Origin of the sequence: Cyanobium sp. T1G-Tous (genome assembly GCF_024345455.1) — a bacterium.
Taxonomy (GTDB): Bacteria; Cyanobacteriota; Cyanobacteriia; order PCC-6307; family Cyanobiaceae; genus Cyanobium_A.
This window is the reverse complement of record NZ_JAGQBD010000004.1, coordinates 37722-53978: the sequence shown is the minus strand read 5'-3', so window position 1 is coordinate 53978 and position 16257 is coordinate 37722. Positions and strand designations below refer to the sequence as shown.

Genomic DNA, 16257 nt, shown 5'->3' with positions numbered 1-16257 from the left:
AGGTCCACCCCTACTCCGGCTCCGCTGCCTCGGGCTGCGGGGTTGGGATGCCAGCTCCGATACGGCTCAGAACGGTCAAAGTCTCTACATGGCTTGTTTGGGGGAAAAAGTCGATCGGCTGAACGCTCTCCAAGCGATAACTACCGCCGCCAACCAGCAGGGCCAGGTCCCGGGCCAGGGTGGCGGGGTCGCAACTGAGGTAGAGCAGGTGGGCAGGGGGGCGTTCGATGATCGCCTGCAGGGTGGCGGGCTCCAGTCCCTTGCGGGGGGGATCGAGAAAGACCGCATCGCAGTGCACCAGGTGCTCAGCCAGGCACTCGGCCACCACTCCGGTCTCAAATGTGGCTGATTCACTTAGGCCGTTTTCGCGGGCATTGGCCTTGGCTTGGTGCACGGCCTCGGGGCTTAGTTCAATGCCATGAACGTGCCAGCCAGCCGCAGCCACCGGCAGGCTGTAGGTGCCAATGCCGCAGTAGGCATCAACCATCACGCCAGGCGCAGAGCCCGCAAGGGCGGCAAGCACCAGGGGCACAATTCGTTCAGCCTGCCTGGTATGGACCTGGAAAAAAGTGTCTGCTGCAATGCGCAGCTCGAGGTCGCAAAAACGCTCCAGCACCCAGCCCCGACCAACCACCACGCGTGTCTCGGGACCCATCAGGGTGTTGGTAGCTAGGGGTTGCAGGTTCAGGCAGACCCCCACAAGGTTTGGCCAGCGGTGCATCCATTGGGCAGCCAGGATCTCGATGCCCTCCAGGTCTGGGGTGCTGCTTACCAGGGTGATCAGCAACTCGCCGGTATAGCTGCCGATTCGCAGGGCCAGATGGCGCAAGCCACCCCCCTCGCGGCAGTCGCGATCAACGGGCCAGTCGCTGGTCTCAAGATCCGACTTAAGCGGTGCGATCAACGCGTCCAGGCGCGGATCAAGCACCGGGCAGCGGTTCATATTGACAATCTTGTGGGTGCCAGGGCGATAAAAGCCAGCCCGCAACCGCCCGTCCTCGCAGCGCTCAAGCGGGATAATCGCCCTATTGCGATAGCCGAGCCCTTCTGGCGCAGCCATTAACGGCGCAACATCGGTATCAAGGTGGGCAATACGCCGCAGGGCATCAACGACTTTTTGGTGCTTCCAGTGCTGCTGCGCCGAGTCGTCGAGGTGCTGCAAACTGCAACCACCACAATCTTCAGCAAGGATGCACGGAGGTCTTCGCCGCTCCGGTGCCGGCTCAAGCACCTGCTGAAGCTCAGCTAACCAGTGGCGACGGGCCTTATGGGTGAGGCGTACCTTCGCCTGCTCCCCAGGCAAGGCACCAGCTACAAAGAGGACCCGATCTGCGAGGCGGGCTACGCCCTGCCCGTCATGGGATAGCCCGGTGATGGCCACCGTCACGGTCATGCCGGTGGACAGCTCGACGCCACTGCTCATGCCACCACCTGCGCCGTTGCCAAAGCTTTTAGTGCCCACGCCCGCCTACCAATCCTTCACCCTACGTCGTGCAAAGGGGCGTTACACCTTGCGGCGGGGCACGGTGATCTTGCTGCGGAGTCGATACAGTGATGCTCGCGTGTGGTCGCTGCGATGAGCGTCGTTCGGGATCTGATCCTTCAGGCTGATGATCAGCTGCGGTATCCCAGTGGCGGCGAGTTGCGCTCCATGGTGGAGTACCTCAGCCGGGGAGCCGAAAGGCTGGCGGTTGTTCGGGTTCTTACCGACAACGAGAAAAAAATTGTTGATGAGTCGGCTAAGCAGCTCTTCCAACGCAACCCCGACTACGTGGCCCCCGGTGGCAATGCCTACGGCCAAAAGCAGCGGGCCCAGTGCCTGCGCGACTACAGCTGGTATCTGCGCTTGGTGACCTACGGCGTTCTCGCCGGGAGCACCGAGATGATTCAACAGATTGGCCTGGTCGGTGCCCGTGAGATGTACAACAGCCTGGGCGTACCCATGCCAGGAATGGTGGACGCAATGCGCACCATGAAGGAAGCCTCGCTTGCCTTGCTGAGCACAGACCAGGCCTCCCTTGCGGGGCCTTACTTCGACTTTTTGATCCAGGGCATGCAAACCAGCACCTGATTCAGACAATCCAAACCAGCCGCAAGACCCGGAGGAGCGCCTGTCTCGTCCGGGTCTTTTTATTGGACTATTAATGCGTCCCAGCCGGGACGCAAGAGAATCACCGCTTGCCCGCACGGATGGAGCGACAGGGCGTTGTTCAAGTTTTGATCTCTGGCGGCCGAGCTCGCACCCCACCTAGCACCCTTCTGCAAAGTCTCATCCAAGACGCATTTAGGGTCCCAACATGTGACCCAATTGGGATGACAGGAGATCCCGTCAGCCAGCTGCTTGGCGCCATCCACAGCCAGCAAGTTCTGGGGCTTCAACAAGCCTCACGAGTGGCCAGAAATGTCTGCGTACCTGTGTATGACACAGTGACGCAAGCACTTCAAGCAAGCTGCTGCAATGACTTTGAAACGAGACAGGCCATCTGGACCAGCCCACATCAGGTGACTGGACAAGCTGTTCAGCCCATTTTCTGGCCGCAGCAATAAGGAAGCCATAGAGGGCTATCCCCTAGGGACATACAAGTAGAAATACGGAAAAATTGGAAATCAGCCCAACTAGGCACGATCACCAGGGGAAATGCTCGCCTGCAGCCGGCTCAGCTATCTCATCCAAGACTGATTACTAGTCCAAACTCAAGACCAAGCTAATCAGGCCACGAATCCATATTCCCACCCTCCTCGGCCGAGACTTTTGACGAGACCAATAATAAATCTCTTATGAGAACAGCTAGATAGATTTCCGTCCAGCATCTGGGCAATCAAACGCTTGGCCTATAGAGATGCTGTAGCCAAGCAAGACGCAAAGCCACAGATCACTAGTCTCACGCAAGAATCAATCCAAGACCCATTACGCGTCTCAGCCAGGACTTGATATACGCGTCTATTCGTTGCGGTACAGCTCTTTCAGCAGCTGGTAGGCCTCGTTTAGGCGCCGCATGGTGTCTTCCGTGCCGCCAGAGTCGGGGTGATGGCTCATCGCCAACTCGCGGTAAGCCTCCCGTATTTGTCGCAAGGTGAGACGCTGGCCTGGTGCCGTTGGCAGTTGCAGCAGCTTCAAGGCTCCATGCAGGGTCATGGTGTGTTCCAGAGTCTGGAACGATGTGCCTTTACGTCGCTTGCGGAAACGATGAACAAAGCGCCTGATCAGCGTTGGTAAGCGAAGTTCCAGGGTGGAAGTGCTGAAGGGATCCTCCAGCAAACCTGCCATCACCATGACTCGCTCAAAAGTTGCGGGTTCCCTGCCCCAGCTGGGAGCCGTATTAGCCACCACATCGCAGGCAAGCGACCAAGTAAAAGGGCGACCCTCACTCTGATCACTCTGGGCCCAAATGTCCTGAGCTAACCACACCATTGCGGCTTCCAGTACCGCCTCATTGGCAACCTTGCCGTAGAGCTCAAGCCAGTGGTCACGAGCTCTGGCCAGGGAGCGTTTGAGCACATCACCGCCTACATGGGGGAGGGGTTCTTGCGCCAGATCCATGGGTTGGCGTAGGGGCTGCAGACTGCGCTTGAGCTGGTCAGATTGACGCCTGACAAAGCCAGGTAAGTCAATGCCGCTCTGACGAGGGCGCACTTCCGCTGCCATCGAGGCATCAACGTCGAAGTTGAAGGCAAATTCCGGATCAGCTGATTCCAGATCCAGGCATAGGTCTCCCCCGGAGCCCCTGGTCATCAACACCAACGCCCCCTGTTCGTTGAAGGTTGATTCCAGGCTGGTTTGTCCGCTCAGATAGCCATCAGGCAAGTGATTGCCGTCGTCGGCAAGAACTGAGGTCTCGACCTCCTCACTATTTGGGAAGATCTCTTGTAGCAAACGCTCAAAAGTATCTCCGCGACTGCGGATGCCCCACTCCGCCCGCAGCGCATCAATTTTATCGAGCAAATCGACCGGCAGCTCCAGACTGAAGCGGCGACGATTGGGGTCCGCCGGCTTAGCCATGCCTAACGGCCAATAAGGCCGCGCATCATCTCCTGCTGCGCTTCCAGGGCCTGCTGGTAGCGATCAACCAAGGATTGATTCCCAGGTGTTGAAGTCTGGTTGGGGGAATAACGCGGCTGTGAAATAGGCGGTGGTGGCGGTGGATTTGTTCTGAGGGGCGGCAGGCTGGGGAAACGTGGTTGCAGCACCAACGGGGTCATTTCTTCTGATCCATCCTGACCCTCAAGATCTTGATCAGGAATCGCAGGCAGGGACTGGGGGGGCCTCATCGCCGCGGGGGAGGCTGTGTTGCGAGCCAGCTCAAGCAAACGTTCTCGCTCCTTGACCATGGCTACCTGACTGGCTGGCACGATGCTGAGTAGGTGACCAGGGGTGGCATCGGCCGGATATACCAAACTGATCCGAACTGGGTTGGATACACCCCCCCGAAGATTCAAAGAGGTGAGAGGCAAACTTTGGCCAGAGCGCATGCCAACGTGCATTTCTTGAAGTCCTTCCTCTGTGCGCACTTGCAGTGATCCCCTGAAGGCGGTGAAAGGTTTACCAGTGCCTGAGGCGGTGGGGTGGCTGAGAACCAACTCATAGGGGCCAGCCCCCTTGAGATTCAGATCGACATCAAAGCGAACGCCGTAGGTGCCCACATTGTCTAAGGATGAATCCAGCATGCGGCTTGCAAGAGGATTTACCTGGATCTCGCGGGTACCAAAATTATGGCGATTAGTACTGGTTAGGGGAATATGTAATGGGCCTTGCTGCGCGAGATTGTGGGTGAGGGTGGCTTGGTATGCATCACCTATGGCGACACCTCCCACACGGGAGAAAATGCGGCGGCTTTTGATGTCAGCAATGCGGTTCAGATAAACCCTGCCCGGGGCAAGACGGCCCTGATCCAAAATAGAGATTAGATCCCAGTCGCTATTGGGGTCTTTAGCCGCAACAACAGCCATCTGAAAAGGTCCATCACTTCTGCCTTTCAACAGGGCGTTAGCAATGCCGAGCGCAGGCAACTGGGTCTGAAATAGGACAATGCGGCTGCGAGCAGGAATAGTTATTTCCTGATTAAGTTTGGGATCTAGGCGACCGCGCAGAACCTGCACAGCGGTTGCATCTCCAGGGCCGGTATTCCAAGGACGAGGCCCGAGAGGTCTTACACCCATCTTGTAATTGACAAGATAGGGCGCCTCAAAGCTGTTGCGAACTGCACCGTTCTCAAAGCGGATGTGCACTGCCCGCAGGCCGGGATTGATCAGAATCAGCCCTAGGGTGAGTTCTGGACGCCTGGCAGTGGGCGATAGCTGGCGGCGGTTGGGGGGAAAATACTTGTGGTGCATGTGCACCCCAAAATCACCGTTGAAGGTGAATTCGGCATTGCGCAAGGGCCGGCCAGTCTCTTCGGCGTAGGCATAACCCGGCGCTGTGTTGATCAGGATCCCGGGGCCTTCAACCTCCTCAGGCTGGTTCGAGTGCAGAACCGGCACCTTGTTGAAGGTGCCGTTTAGGGGACGGGCCTGCTGGCCCGCCATTAGAGCTACGTAAGCGGCCGCTGGCAACGCCTGCAATAAGCCGAGGGGAACCCCCAAGGCAGCTGCTATCAGCAGTTTGAACGGCCGCAACGGAAATCTGGAAATCAGGGGGTTGGGTTTGAGTGCAATGGCCCCGACTCCACAAGGGTATGACGGGCAGTCGGTTGCAAACCCAGATTGAGAGCTCTTACAGGGGCTTGGAAGGGAACTGACCGAAGGGTGTTTCGGGGCCATCGCTGGGGGAGAAACACGACACTCGGCAAGCCCGTCAGGCTCGCTAGAACCTTAATGACCTTTCCTACTTTCTCATGCTTCCCCTCCTGGGCTGCTGTGGCAGCGTTGATGACGGTGGTGCTGTTAGCTGGAGGCGTCACCAAGAGCGCAAGCTGCGCATGCTTCAGTTCTGGCGGGACGGTGTGGAACGCCAGCTGGCAGCCGTGAATGCCTCGATCAGCACGCTGGAGCGACAGATGGAGCGCGATGCGACCTCGGCTGGCAGCTGAGAGTTGAAAACGCGTCTGCATTGAGCAGGGCGGCGCGCATCTGTGCCAAGCCCTGCTTGAGCCTCCGCTGCACGGTCATCGGACTCACCTGAAGCAGCGCTGCCGTGCGCCGGTAGCTCCAGCCCGAGAGCACTACCTTCTGGATCACATGACGTAATCCGGGCTCAAGGCAAGCCAGTTGCTGACGCACTTCAGCTCCCTGATAGTCCCAGCCATCCGCGCCGGTGAATTCAGACTCCCAGGACCTGCCGCTACAACCCTCCTGAAGTCTGGTTTCCTCATAGCCAGTCTCCAGCTCAAGAGGCCTGGCCAGCGCTTGTCCACGTAGCAGTTCTTGCCATTGTTCAAGGCTGAGCTCCAGAGCTAGGCGCAGATCTTCGGCACTGGGCTCCTGCCCATGGCCACTGCTCCAGCTGGCCTTCAGTTGACGCAGCTTGTCGTGCAGCTCCATCTGCCGGCGCGGTAACCGCACGGCTGATGCCGAATCGCGCAAGTAATGCAGGATGGCGCCCCGGATGTGGGGTCTTGCAAAGGCCTCGAAAGGAGTTGCTGTTTGCGGTTGATAGAGCTCAGCTGCTCGTAGCAGGCCCATCAGACCCACCTGAACCAGGTCGTCGAGGGGCTCTGGACAGCGGCGGCTGTAGTGCACAGCAATTGGCGTCACCAGACCGCGGTACTGGTTCACCCTCTGATTACGTTGTTGCAGGGCTCGGCGGCTGAGGGATTTGTTTTTGATCGATTGGGTCATGGGCTGAAGTTGGTTTGGCAGGGTGTTTGTTCCCTTCCTTTCCAACCAGCCGCGGCGGGGCCCTACTGCGCAACCGAAAAATTACGGAATGTCGATCACAAGCCCTTGTCGGGGGCAGCGGCAACCGCCTGCAGTAAGTACCAAGGGCCCTCTCGCTCCAGCAGCTCGAGATCGGACCTTTCCGTGGCCAGCAGATAGCCAGCAAAGGCGAGGGCATTGAGGCTGAAGCCAGCGCAATGTTCCTGGGTGCGCCGCACAGTGAGCAGCCAGTTATCGTCGAAGAGCAGGTTGTATGGGTGCCTGGGCTGGGAGTCCTGGTGGGGATGGCCCAAGCCCAGCTGCTCGGCATGCTCCAGGTAAAGGGCGGGTAGATCCCTACCCCCGAGGGCATCTGTGCGGCGACTCAGCCGATAGGCCCAAGGCCAGGGCCGCTCGCCCCTATCCAGCTGAGCCTGGATTGCCGCAGACAGGGGTGTGCTGGCTTCTCCAACTCGGCGGGGCAGCAGCTGTAGATGCCGGTGGGGCTGGCTGGCGCCAGAGGCGGCACAACTGTTGAAGAACCACAGCCCACCGGTGTCACTGGCCAGGAGAGAGACCCCGCGCCAGTCGTCCGCAGAAAGCCAGCCGCATTGCGGCTGCCAGGAGTCCGTGATCAGGAGCAGATGGCCCGCCTGCACTGGATATTTGTTGAGCAGCACCACATGGCCGCTGCTGAGCCGTTCCACTTCCAGAGCTTGCTCCCAGGGCAAAAAGGGATTGGGCTTAGGGCCACCACGGCGTAGGTGTTTGGGGGTGGTGCTCAGCAAACGCCGTAACACAAATGGCTGGTGCTGTGGGGCAGCTAGGACCTCGGTAGCTAGGGGAACCAGGGAGCCGCTGGCCTGCGCCTGGCTGGATAACTGCAGCGCCTGCTGCCAGATGCGCTCAGCTCGCACCAGCCTTGAGGCGCGCCAGAGATGCTCCCTGGTAGTAGTGACCAAGAATCTGGTTGTAGCGATAGCCCTGCTTAGCCAGATCCTGGGCGCCGTGCTGGCTCATGCTTGCGCCGAGATGGCCGTGGGCTTCCAGGGATATCTGGCGGTTAGCGGCATAAAGACTTTCCACGATGGCGCCCTGATAGCTGAGGATCATGCCGGCAGTGCTAGCGGCAGCCTGGCGGGTGCGTTCGCTGCTGCTGGATAGGCCCTTGTAGGCCTGCCAGCGTGTTGTGTCACCAAGATGCCAGTGGCGGTTGGCTGGGCGAGCCATGTGGGCGAGGGCATAGGAGCGGGCGGCTACGGCCTGGGCGCGCAGAGCCTCTAGCGACCAGCTGCTCGGCATCTCAGCTCCAACCACGCCACCGATGTAGGTCTCCAGACCAACGTGATTGACCACCCTGAGCCCGCCACTATCCGGAATCAAACGCAGGCGACCTCCATAGGGGCGGCCGTTGACCAATAGGGAGCTCCCACTGGTCTGAAGCCAGGCTTCTGGCCCCTGGAGCCAGAGTTCACTGAGGTTCACCGAACTGCCGGCGCCACCCTGCTGGAGCAGCTGGCCGTCTCGGCTGACAACCTGCCAGGCTCCGCTGGCGGAGAGATCGGGGTTGGCGCCGGCGCCAAGTAGGGCGACGCGGATTTCCAGATCAACTCCCGGACCCGCTTCGGGCTCAGCCAGGCCGAGGCTGGCAGTGGCATTGGCAGCTGCTTGAGGGGTTGCCCGGCGCGCCTCGAGACGGCGCAATTGCTCAGCTGCGGTAGTCGTGTCTTGCGCCGGGGGCGGCGAATCAATAAGGGCATCCAGCAACTCGCCATGGGCGGCCCCATAGGGTCGGGGAGCTAGGCCCTGGGCCGCAAATCCCACCGCCACCGCCACAACAGCCATTGGGCCAGCCAGCATCAGTCGCCGGCTGAAGAGACCATCCAGGCGTAGTCCTCTCTTTGGGAGTAAATCTCTTTTCTGGAGTAACCCCTGATTCAGGCGCAGGCGACCAGGGAAGCCCAGGACTCGGCTCCGGAGCCATCGGCATGCACCTGCAATGTGCCGTTCCAAAGGAGATGGCCCGAACCGCTAAGTCGGATCATGCCCGAAGAAGCGCCATCGCACACCAACCCCCCCGGCCGCGGCGAGCACTGCCAACCCACTACGGAGCAGCGGCCTAGGCGATCGAGCCAAAAAGGGGCAACCAGCGCGTGGGCAGAGCCAGTAACTGGATCCTCATCAATGCCAAGCCCTGGAGCGAAGAAACGCAGCTGGTAGTCCGCTGGCCGTCCAAGCACGCAGGGACCGTCGTTTATCGATGCGGTCTCGATGGCCTGCATCAACACCAAGCCGGCCCGATCAGAACCCTCTAATTCCGCAGCCAGGCCAGGCAACTGGGCCAGCGCAACCTCTGGCGCTAGCAAGGCCACCCGATAACCGAGGCCTGAGCTCCAGTAGGCCAGGGGTGAGGCTCCTAGACGTTCATGCAGTAACCGGATAAGCGTTGGCGATGGCTCGGCCGGCAGCAGACCAGCGCTGGGCAGCACCAGCTGCCCTGAGCTGCCGCTGGCATCAAGGGCTACCGCCAGGGGGCCACTGCGGGTGAACAGCTCCAATCCCCTGCCGGGCGCCAGCTGCTGCCAGTGGCCCAAGGCCAGCAGGGCGGCGAGGGTGGCATGGCCGCAGAGGGGGACTTCGCAGCTGGGGGTGAACCAGCGCAGCGTCCAGCGGCCTTGCTGCTGCAGCAAAAAAGCCGTCTCAGACTGGTTGAGACTGCGGGCAATGGCCTGCAGGGCAACATCGCCCATGGGCTGGTCTAGATGCACCACGGCCGCGCCGTTGCCGCAACAGGGCCCATCAGCAAAAGCCTCAACCAGCACAGCTGGCAGGGCGACAAGTGGCACGACGGCAGAGCCAGGCAAGCTCATGCTTGCTGCCACTCCGGCCGCAGATCGCGCTCCATCAGAGCCTTGACGGCGGCGGCAGGGGTGGTGCGGCCTTCGAGCACCAGCACAACCTGTTCAGAGATCGGCAGATGCCAGCCTTTACGGATTGCAAGCTGCAGGGCTGCTCTGGCCGTGCGCGGACCCTCAACTGTTGCTGAGATGCGCTCACTTGCCTGCTGTTCGCTGCAGCCCTCGGCCAGAAGCACGCCGCAGCGATAGTTGCGGCTGAGGCTGCTGTTGGCGGTGGCCAACAAATCACCCAAGCCAGCCAGGCCATAGAGAGTGCTGGTGGCACCACCTAAACCCTCCAACACCACACCAATCTCGGCTAGGCCCCGGCAGAGCAGGGATGCCTTGGCGTTCGCACCTAAAGCCAGACCGTCGGAGATGCCGGCCGCTACGGCCATAACGTTTTTAAGTGCCCCGGCGGCCTCGGTGCCAATCGGATCTGTGTTTGTGTAAAGCCGTAGCGAAGTGTCGCTGAGCTGTTGCTGAAAGCGGCGGGCTAGATCCTGATCCGCAGCTGCGATCACACTGGCAGCTGGTAGCCCTTGGCGCACCTCGGTTGCCAGATTCGGCCCACTCAGCACCAGCAAGGGGGCACCCGCCAACTGGTTTGACCAGAGCTGGGTGGCAGTTGCCAGCAGCTGGAGATCCAACCCCTTGCTGCAGCTCAAAAGGGGCAATCCGGCGGGCCAATGGGGAGCCAGCTGCTCAGCCAGGGGCTGGACCCCTGCCATGGCTACCGCCGAAACCACCAGATCCTGGTTGGCAAGCAGCTCCACTGGATTGGTGCCAGAGCGCCGGGACCAACCCGTAACGATGTGACCTTGCTGACCCCAGCGCTCAAGCAGGGTCTGCCCCCAAGCCCCCAGGCCCAACACGGCGATGCGAATGCCCATCGACTCCGAAGCAGCAGGCAGGTAGGCACTGCCATCATGCGGCAGGTCCATGGGTGCGGCTTCAGCTCTGAAATTTTTGTGGCAATGAGCTCAGCTTCGCCCTGGCAGCACTGGCATGGCACAGGCCTAGTGGTGGGGTGTGGCGGTATCGGCCAGGCCCTGCTCCAGGAGCTGGGCCGAATCGCCCCGGGGTTGCAGCTTGTGGGAGCCTCACGCCAGGACTGGCGTTTGCCGGGGGATCCCCTGTGGCGCGGGGTCGGGTTTTTACCGCTGGATCTCACCGACGACTCAAGCCTCTCGGCGTTGGCAGCAAGCCTGGAGAATCGCCCCCCCCTGCGGCTGGTGATCAATACGGCCGGCCTGCTGCATGGGCCCCTGCTCCACCCGGAAAAGCGCCTCAGTCAGGTGAATCGCCAGGCCCTAGAGCGCAGCTTTGCGGTGAATGCTTTTGCGCCCCTGCTGCTGGCCCAGGCGATCGAATCCCTGTTTAGCCCCGCAGACCCATTCCATTTCGCCAGCCTTTCGGCCCGAGTGGGGAGCATCGGCGACAACCACCTTGGTGGCTGGTACGCCTACCGAGCCGCCAAGGCTGCCCAAAATCAGATGCTGCGCACCCTGGCCCTGGAATGGGCTCGCAGAAAGCCAAAGGGGTGTGTGAGTCTGCTACACCCCGGAACCACGGCCACGGGCCTCTCCGCCCCCTTCCAGGCCGGTGTGCCGCCAGATCGGCTGTTCAGTCCAGAGCGCGCTGCTCAGCAGCTGCTCAACGTATTGGCGGTGCTTGGGCCGCAACAGACTGGGCAGTTCTGGGCCTGGGATGGGCAGCAAATCGCCTGGTAGCTCTCAAATCAAGCAGCGTTTGCTTGCAGGATTGCTAAGGAAATCACCTCCAGAGCGGAATCCTCTGTGGCCTCTAAGCGCACAGGTGGCGCCATACCGTCCTCGTAGGCCTCAAGCCAGCGCGGCGCACACACACACCAATGGTCTCCAGGCTTGAGACCGGGGAAGCCATAGGCAGGCGCCGGGGTGCTGAGGTCGTTTCCCTGGGCCTGGCTGTAGCGCAAGAAGGCATCGCTAACGACACAGCAGACGCTGTGACGACCCAGGTCGGCCGCATTTGTACGGCAATGACCATCGCGGAACCAACCTGTCATTGGTTGGCAACCGCACACCACCAAGGGTTCACCCAGCACATTTAGCGAAGCGGAAGCAGGCAGGCTGGAATCGCTCACGGAACCGGGGAAAATGTGGATAGCTCCAGTCTGGCCAGGCAGTTCGGAGGTTGCAGCACTGCTCTGAGGTCAAGCTTCAGAGCTATGTCAAAGGCAACACACCCGCACAAAGTTGGGCTGGGTGGTTGACGGATTCCGGGGGGGAGGCGTTAAAGGTCGAAGAGCGCGTTCACCCTGTCTTTCAGCGCGGCCCCCTTCATGAGCTGGGAATTCACCGAAGACGCGGCCTTTCTGGCCCTCTGCGACGCGTACAAAGAAAGCGGTGAACCCTCCGCCATGGAATTCCTCGCCCACGGCGAAGGGGCTTTCCATTTCCAGGAACTCACCCAGAACGCCGCCGGCGAAGGCATCGACCTGAGCGACTCCTCCAACCTGGAGGAGTTTCAGCAGGAGGTGATCGACGCTCTCGAAGAGCTGTGCAGCTAGAGCTCAGGAGTAGAAAAAAGCAATCTCCTTAGCTTTCAAGCCATCCCATCCGGCAGCCTTAAGCCGGGCATCAAGGCTGGCTTGGTCAAAATGCTTCGAGCCTGTCTTGACGATGCGATTGCGCATTGATTTCTTGACGCCGCTGCGGGCCCGCTGGCTTTCCAGATCCATCACCTCCGTGTAGAGAGCGATCATCTCTGAGGGGATCGGGGTGCCATCCAGGTCGATGCCCGAGGCGATTGCGGCATCAACGCCGCCAGGTCCGGCAATGGCCATAGCCGTTTTGCAAGGTGATTGGCCAGGCTAGAAGCCGCCGCCCCCCTGGTCAGGCGGAGAAGTAACGGGCTTGGCTGTGTAGGGCCACCAGGGCAGTGGTGCTCTGCTCTGGTTCGAGTTGGTCGCTCTCATCCATCGACAGACCAATCCGCTCAGCACCGAGCCAGGCGAGCTGCTGACGGGAGTCGGCCACGTTTGGGCAGGCGGGATAACCAAATGAATAGCGGCTACCGCGATAGCGCTGGGCCAGCACGTCGCGCAGCGGCATCGCGGCGGGGTCAGCAAAGCCAAGCTCACGCCTGATGCGCGCATGCACCCATTCGGCCAAAGCCTCAGCCATCTGGACTCCGAGTCCATGGAAATAGAGGTAATCGGTGTATTGATCGGCTTTGAAAAGCTGCTGGGCAAAGCTGGTGGCGCCTTCGCCCATGGTTACGGCTTGCATCGGCAACACATCGGTTGGCAGCGACGAGCCATCGGCTGAGATAGCGAGATCGCGGTAGAAATCAGCGATGCAATAGCGGTTGCCTGAGCGCTGGCGGGGCAGTTCAAAGCGTCCTAGTTGTTGCTGGCGCTTAGCAGGATCAAACAAGACCACAGCGTTGCCACTACGGCCGCAGGGGAAATAGCCGTAGGCCACCCTGGGTGAAAGCAGGCGCTCCTCTAGACAGCGCCCCATCCATTGCTGCAGAACAGGCTCCGCCTTCTCGGCCAGCATTGCTTCGTAGTCTTCGCGGCTCTGCTGCTGGGTCTTACGCAGCTGCCACTGGCCCGCAAACAGGGCGTTGCGATCTAGGTAGGCAAATACTTCCTGCAGGTCGATCTCATGCTCAGTCAAAACCTGGCTACCCCAAAAAGGTGGCTCAAGGGCGCTCTCTTCGGCCACAGCCGTAGAGCGCTGATCATTTGGTTCGGCGCTGACAGTAGCTTTTGAAGTGGTTTCTGTAGTGGCTTCTGTAGTGGAAATAGCTACGGCTGCAATTGCACCATCCGCCTTGGCAGACTCTTCTGCGGGGGGCTCAGGGGAAGCGATGCCAAGCCCCTCCGGAATCGGTCCAAGGAAACCCTGAAGGTCGTCCCAGGCACCGGCTGCTTTTGCTTCCATCAGGGCGTCCATGAAACGCAGGTCGGCAAATGCGTCGCGACCGTAGATAACCTGACCTTGATAGGCGGCCCGGCAATCACCATTAACAAACCTAGGCGTAAGGGCTGCTCCGCCAAGTATTACCGGCACAGCAATACCAGCCTGATTAAAGGCTTCCAGATTATCTTTCATGAAGGCAGTCGACTTCACCAGCAGGCCACTCATGGCGATGCAGTCGGCCTGATGCTGATGCTGGGCATCGATAATAGCCTCGCAGCTCTGCTTGATGCCTAGATTGACAACCTCATAGCCGTTATTGGTGAGAATAATATCTACAAGATTTTTGCCGATATCATGCACATCACCTTTAACAGTGGCGATCAGGAATTTACCCTTTGCCGAGCTTTCTCCCTCGGCCGTTTCCATGTGGGGCTCTAGATGGGCTACCGCAGCCTTCATGGTTTCAGCGCTCTGGAGTACGAAGGGCAATTGCATCTGGCCGGAGCCGAAGAGTTCGCCCACCACCTTCATACCGTCGAGCAAAAAGGTATTGATGATCTGCAGTGGCGGGTAAGTAGCAAGCGCTTCGTTTAGGGAGGCATCAAGCCCGATTCGCTCACCATCAATGATGTGCTGCTTGAGACGCTCCTCCACCTTTAGGTCGGCAAGAGAAGGGCCTGAGGCCCTAGCCTCCTTGGCGCTCACCCCTTCAAACAAGGTGGTGAGAACGGTCAGAGGGTCGTAGCTGCAAATAGAACCCGGCTCATTGGTCTCAAAGCGACGCCGGTCGTAGATCAGATCGCGGCACACCTGCTGATGCTCTGGACTGATCTTTGCTAGGGGCAGAATTTTGGCAGGACTAATGATCGCCGCATCCATGCCGGCTTCGCAGCAGTCGTGCAGAAATACCGAATTGAGCACAATCCGGGCCGCCGGCGACAGTCCAAAACTCACGTTGCTGACGCCCAGCACCACATGCACCCCTGGTAAGTCGGTGCGAATGCGGCGAATTGCCTCAATCGTGGCCGCACCATTAAGCCGATCTTCCTCAATGCCCGTGGATATCGGTAGGGCTAGGGGGTCGTAGAAAATCTCATGAGCAGGAATTCCAAACTCAACCGCGTCTCGGTAGGCGCGCTGGGCGATGGCAAATTTGCGCTCCGCTGTGCGTGCCATTCCCTCTTCATCGATGGTGCCCACGACCACCCCGGCGCCATAGGCCTTGGCCAGCTCCAGCACCTTGAAGAAACGCTCATCACCATCTTCATAGTTGGTGGAATTGAGGATGCATTTACCACCGGACACCTTGAGCCCGGCCTCCATCTTCTGCCACTCAGTGGAGTCAAGCATCAACGGCAGGTTGACGTTGGTGACAAGACGGCTCACCAGCTCATGCATGTCCCGTTCACCATCGCGACCGACGTAATCGACGTTGACGTCGAGCACGTGGGCGTTCTCCTTCACCTGACCCCGCGCCACTCCCACTAAGCCATCCCAATCCTCCTCAGCTAGCAGCTCGCGCACTTTCTTGCTGCCGCTGGCGTTAAGCCGCTCACCAATGATCAGGAAGGAATTGTCCTGGTAATAGGGCGTGGTGCTGTAGATCGAGGCCGCGGCAGGCTCACCCTGCAGCAGGGGGCGTGCGTGCTGGGTCTGGGGGGTGCGGACAGGTCGAGCAGCTGGATGCAGCTCGGCTGCCAACTCGGTCAATGCGGCGATGTGGGCAGGGGTGGTGCCGCAGCAGCCACCGATCACCTGCACACCTAGATCTTCAACGAAGTGCAGCAACTGCATCTTCATTTCGAGCGGTGTCAAGCGGTAGTGGGCTACACCGCCGATGTTCTCTGGCAGGCCGGCATTGGGGATACAGCTCACCACAAACGGACTGTGCTCGCTCAGATAGCGGATGTGCTCCTTCATCTGCTCCGGTCCCGTGGCGCAGTTGAGCCCCAACACATCAATCGGGAATGGCTCCAGGATTGCCACCACCGCAGCTATATCGGAGCCGACCAACATTGTGCCGGTGGTCTCCATCGTCACGCTCACCATCAACGGCCGTCGCTGGCCGGTCTTGGCGAAGGCGTCCTCAATGCCCTGCAGGGCCGCCTTGATCTGCAGCACGTCCTGGCAGGTCTCGACAATAAATAGATCCACATCTCCTGCCAGCAGCCCTTCGGCCTGCTCAGCAAAAGATGCCTTCATCGTGTCGAAGTCGATGTGGCCCAGGGTCGGCAGTTTCGTGGTCGGCCCCATGGAGCCAGCCACGAAGCGCGGCTTCTCTGGGGTGGAGTAGGCAGCGGCCACTTCGCGGGCCAGCTCTGCGGCCCTCTTGTTGAGGGCAAAGGTCTGGTCGGCGATGTCGTATTCAGCCAGCACCAGCGAGGTGGCCCCGAAGGTGTCGGTTTCGATCACATCGCAGCCCGCCTCCAAAAACTGGCGATGCACTGCCTGCACCGCATCGGGACGGGTGAAAACCAGATTTTCATTGCAGCCCTCAAGGGCAGCGCCGCCGAAATCATCGGGGCCCAGATCCATCTGCTGCAGCGAGGTGCCTGTGGCACCGTCGAACACCAGCACCGGCCGCTCAGGCCCATGCAGGCGCTCAAGAAAGCCGATTCGCTGAACCGGCTGGGGTGCTACTGCCGCAGTCATGTTGA

General features: G+C 60.2%; 15 protein-coding genes. 4 read left to right on the top strand and 11 right to left on the bottom strand.

The genetic code is table 11. The features are described 5' to 3' along the window. Positions 1–10: 10 nt before the first annotated feature. Entirely contained in the window at positions 11–1462 is a 1452-nt protein-coding gene (gene rlmD / locus KBY75_RS04060; protein ID WP_315859049.1) for a 23S rRNA (uracil(1939)-C(5))-methyltransferase RlmD, read from the bottom strand. Positions 1463–1576: 114 nt separating this feature from the next. On the opposite strand from rlmD, the gene KBY75_RS04055 reads away from it, so the two are divergent. After that, a complete protein-coding gene (locus KBY75_RS04055) occupies positions 1577–2071 on the top strand; it encodes an allophycocyanin subunit alpha-B (protein ID WP_254936769.1) in 495 nt (164 codons plus the stop codon). Positions 2072–2941: 870 nt separating this feature from the next. Here KBY75_RS04055 and KBY75_RS04050 read toward each other — a convergent pair. Both KBY75_RS04050 and KBY75_RS04045 read right to left on the bottom strand, forming a co-directional pair. Then, positions 2942–4000 carry a J domain-containing protein gene (locus KBY75_RS04050; RefSeq protein WP_255023057.1) on the bottom strand — a complete coding sequence of 353 codons (1059 nt, stop codon included), beginning with the start codon at positions 3998–4000 and terminating at the stop codon, positions 2942–2944. 2 nt (positions 4001–4002) lie between these two features. Further along, positions 4003–5523: a DUF3370 family protein gene (locus tag KBY75_RS04045; protein ID WP_255023129.1), complete on the bottom strand. Its 1521-nt coding sequence runs from the start codon at positions 5521–5523 to the stop codon at positions 4003–4005. Positions 5524–5831: 308 nt separating this feature from the next. Here KBY75_RS04045 and KBY75_RS04040 point away from each other — a divergent pair, with 308 nt between their 5' ends. Then, on the top strand, positions 5832–6026 hold the full coding sequence (locus KBY75_RS04040; RefSeq protein WP_255023055.1) for a sigma factor SigF: 195 nt from the start codon (positions 5832–5834) through the stop codon (positions 6024–6026). On the opposite strand, the gene KBY75_RS04035 is transcribed toward KBY75_RS04040, so the two are convergent. The 5 genes from KBY75_RS04035 to KBY75_RS04015 all read right to left on the bottom strand — a co-directional run bounded on the left by KBY75_RS04035 (position 5974) and on the right by KBY75_RS04015 (position 10633). Further along, on the bottom strand, positions 5974–6774 hold the full coding sequence (locus tag KBY75_RS04035; RefSeq protein ID WP_254936766.1) for a sigma-70 family RNA polymerase sigma factor: 801 nt from the start codon (positions 6772–6774) through the stop codon (positions 5974–5976). The two genes, KBY75_RS04040 and KBY75_RS04035, sit on opposite strands and share 53 nt — an antisense overlap. Positions 6775–6869: 95 nt before the next feature. Then, positions 6870–7754 carry an ATP adenylyltransferase gene (locus tag KBY75_RS04030; RefSeq protein WP_254936765.1) on the bottom strand — a complete coding sequence of 295 codons (885 nt, stop codon included), beginning with the start codon at positions 7752–7754 and terminating at the stop codon, positions 6870–6872. Then, complete coding sequence (locus tag KBY75_RS04025) at positions 7699–8652, bottom strand: SpoIID/LytB domain-containing protein (RefSeq protein WP_255023054.1); 954 nt, start codon at positions 8650–8652, stop codon at positions 7699–7701. The genes KBY75_RS04030 and KBY75_RS04025 overlap by 56 nt, the downstream gene beginning before the upstream one ends. A 77-nt stretch (positions 8653–8729) precedes the next feature. Continuing rightward, positions 8730–9662, bottom strand: a complete 933-nt coding sequence (locus KBY75_RS04020) for a PhzF family phenazine biosynthesis protein (protein ID WP_255023053.1) — start codon at positions 9660–9662, stop codon at positions 8730–8732. Continuing rightward, complete coding sequence (locus KBY75_RS04015) at positions 9659–10633, bottom strand: NAD(P)H-dependent glycerol-3-phosphate dehydrogenase (RefSeq protein ID WP_254936762.1); 975 nt, start codon at positions 10631–10633, stop codon at positions 9659–9661. Before KBY75_RS04015 ends, KBY75_RS04020 begins: the two co-directional genes overlap by 4 nt. A gap of 33 nt (positions 10634–10666) precedes the next feature. On the opposite strand from KBY75_RS04015, the gene KBY75_RS04010 reads away from it, so the two are divergent. Then, entirely contained in the window at positions 10667–11422 is a 756-nt protein-coding gene (locus KBY75_RS04010; protein WP_255023052.1) for an SDR family NAD(P)-dependent oxidoreductase, read from the top strand. An 8-nt stretch (positions 11423–11430) separates the two neighbouring features. Here the strand turns inward: KBY75_RS04010 and KBY75_RS04005 are convergent, their stop codons facing one another. Beyond that, a complete protein-coding gene (locus KBY75_RS04005) occupies positions 11431–11814 on the bottom strand; it encodes a DUF2237 family protein (protein ID WP_254936760.1) in 384 nt (127 codons plus the stop codon). Positions 11815–12012: 198 nt separating this feature from the next. Between KBY75_RS04005 and KBY75_RS04000 the strand changes: the two genes are divergently transcribed. Further along, positions 12013–12240, top strand: coding sequence for a hypothetical protein (locus KBY75_RS04000; RefSeq protein WP_254936759.1), 228 nt, complete (start codon positions 12013–12015; stop codon positions 12238–12240). Between the two features lie 3 nt (positions 12241–12243). Here KBY75_RS04000 and KBY75_RS03995 read toward each other — a convergent pair whose 3' ends face one another. After that, a complete protein-coding gene (locus KBY75_RS03995; RefSeq protein WP_254931395.1) occupies positions 12244–12516 on the bottom strand; it encodes a DUF4090 family protein in 273 nt (90 codons plus the stop codon). 49 nt (positions 12517–12565) lie between these two features. Next, entirely contained in the window at positions 12566–16252 is a 3687-nt protein-coding gene (metH, locus tag KBY75_RS03990) for a methionine synthase (RefSeq protein ID WP_255023051.1), read from the bottom strand. Between the last annotated feature and the right edge of the window lie 5 nt (positions 16253–16257).

Coding starts and splice junctions, on each gene's coding strand:
- KBY75_RS04020 (WP_255023053.1), bottom strand. CDS start 9,662: ATGAGCTTGCCTGGCTCTGCCGTCGTGCCACTTGTCGCCCTGCCAGCT.
- KBY75_RS04050 (WP_255023057.1), bottom strand. CDS start 4,000: ATGGCTAAGCCGGCGGACCCCAATCGTCGCCGCTTCAGTCTGGAGCTG.
- KBY75_RS04010 (WP_255023052.1), top strand. CDS start 10,667: ATGAGCTCAGCTTCGCCCTGGCAGCACTGGCATGGCACAGGCCTAGTG.
- KBY75_RS04055 (WP_254936769.1), top strand. CDS start 1,577: ATGAGCGTCGTTCGGGATCTGATCCTTCAGGCTGATGATCAGCTGCGG.
- KBY75_RS04015 (WP_254936762.1), bottom strand. CDS start 10,633: ATGGACCTGCCGCATGATGGCAGTGCCTACCTGCCTGCTGCTTCGGAG.
- metH (WP_255023051.1), bottom strand. CDS start 16,252: ATGACTGCGGCAGTAGCACCCCAGCCGGTTCAGCGAATCGGCTTTCTT.
- KBY75_RS04025 (WP_255023054.1), bottom strand. CDS start 8,652: ATGCTGGCTGGCCCAATGGCTGTTGTGGCGGTGGCGGTGGGATTTGCG.
- KBY75_RS04040 (WP_255023055.1), top strand. CDS start 5,832: ATGCTTCCCCTCCTGGGCTGCTGTGGCAGCGTTGATGACGGTGGTGCT.
- KBY75_RS04035 (WP_254936766.1), bottom strand. CDS start 6,774: ATGACCCAATCGATCAAAAACAAATCCCTCAGCCGCCGAGCCCTGCAA.
- KBY75_RS03995 (WP_254931395.1), bottom strand. CDS start 12,516: ATGGCCATTGCCGGACCTGGCGGCGTTGATGCCGCAATCGCCTCGGGC.
- KBY75_RS04045 (WP_255023129.1), bottom strand. CDS start 5,523: ATGGCGGGCCAGCAGGCCCGTCCCCTAAACGGCACCTTCAACAAGGTG.
- KBY75_RS04000 (WP_254936759.1), top strand. CDS start 12,013: ATGAGCTGGGAATTCACCGAAGACGCGGCCTTTCTGGCCCTCTGCGAC.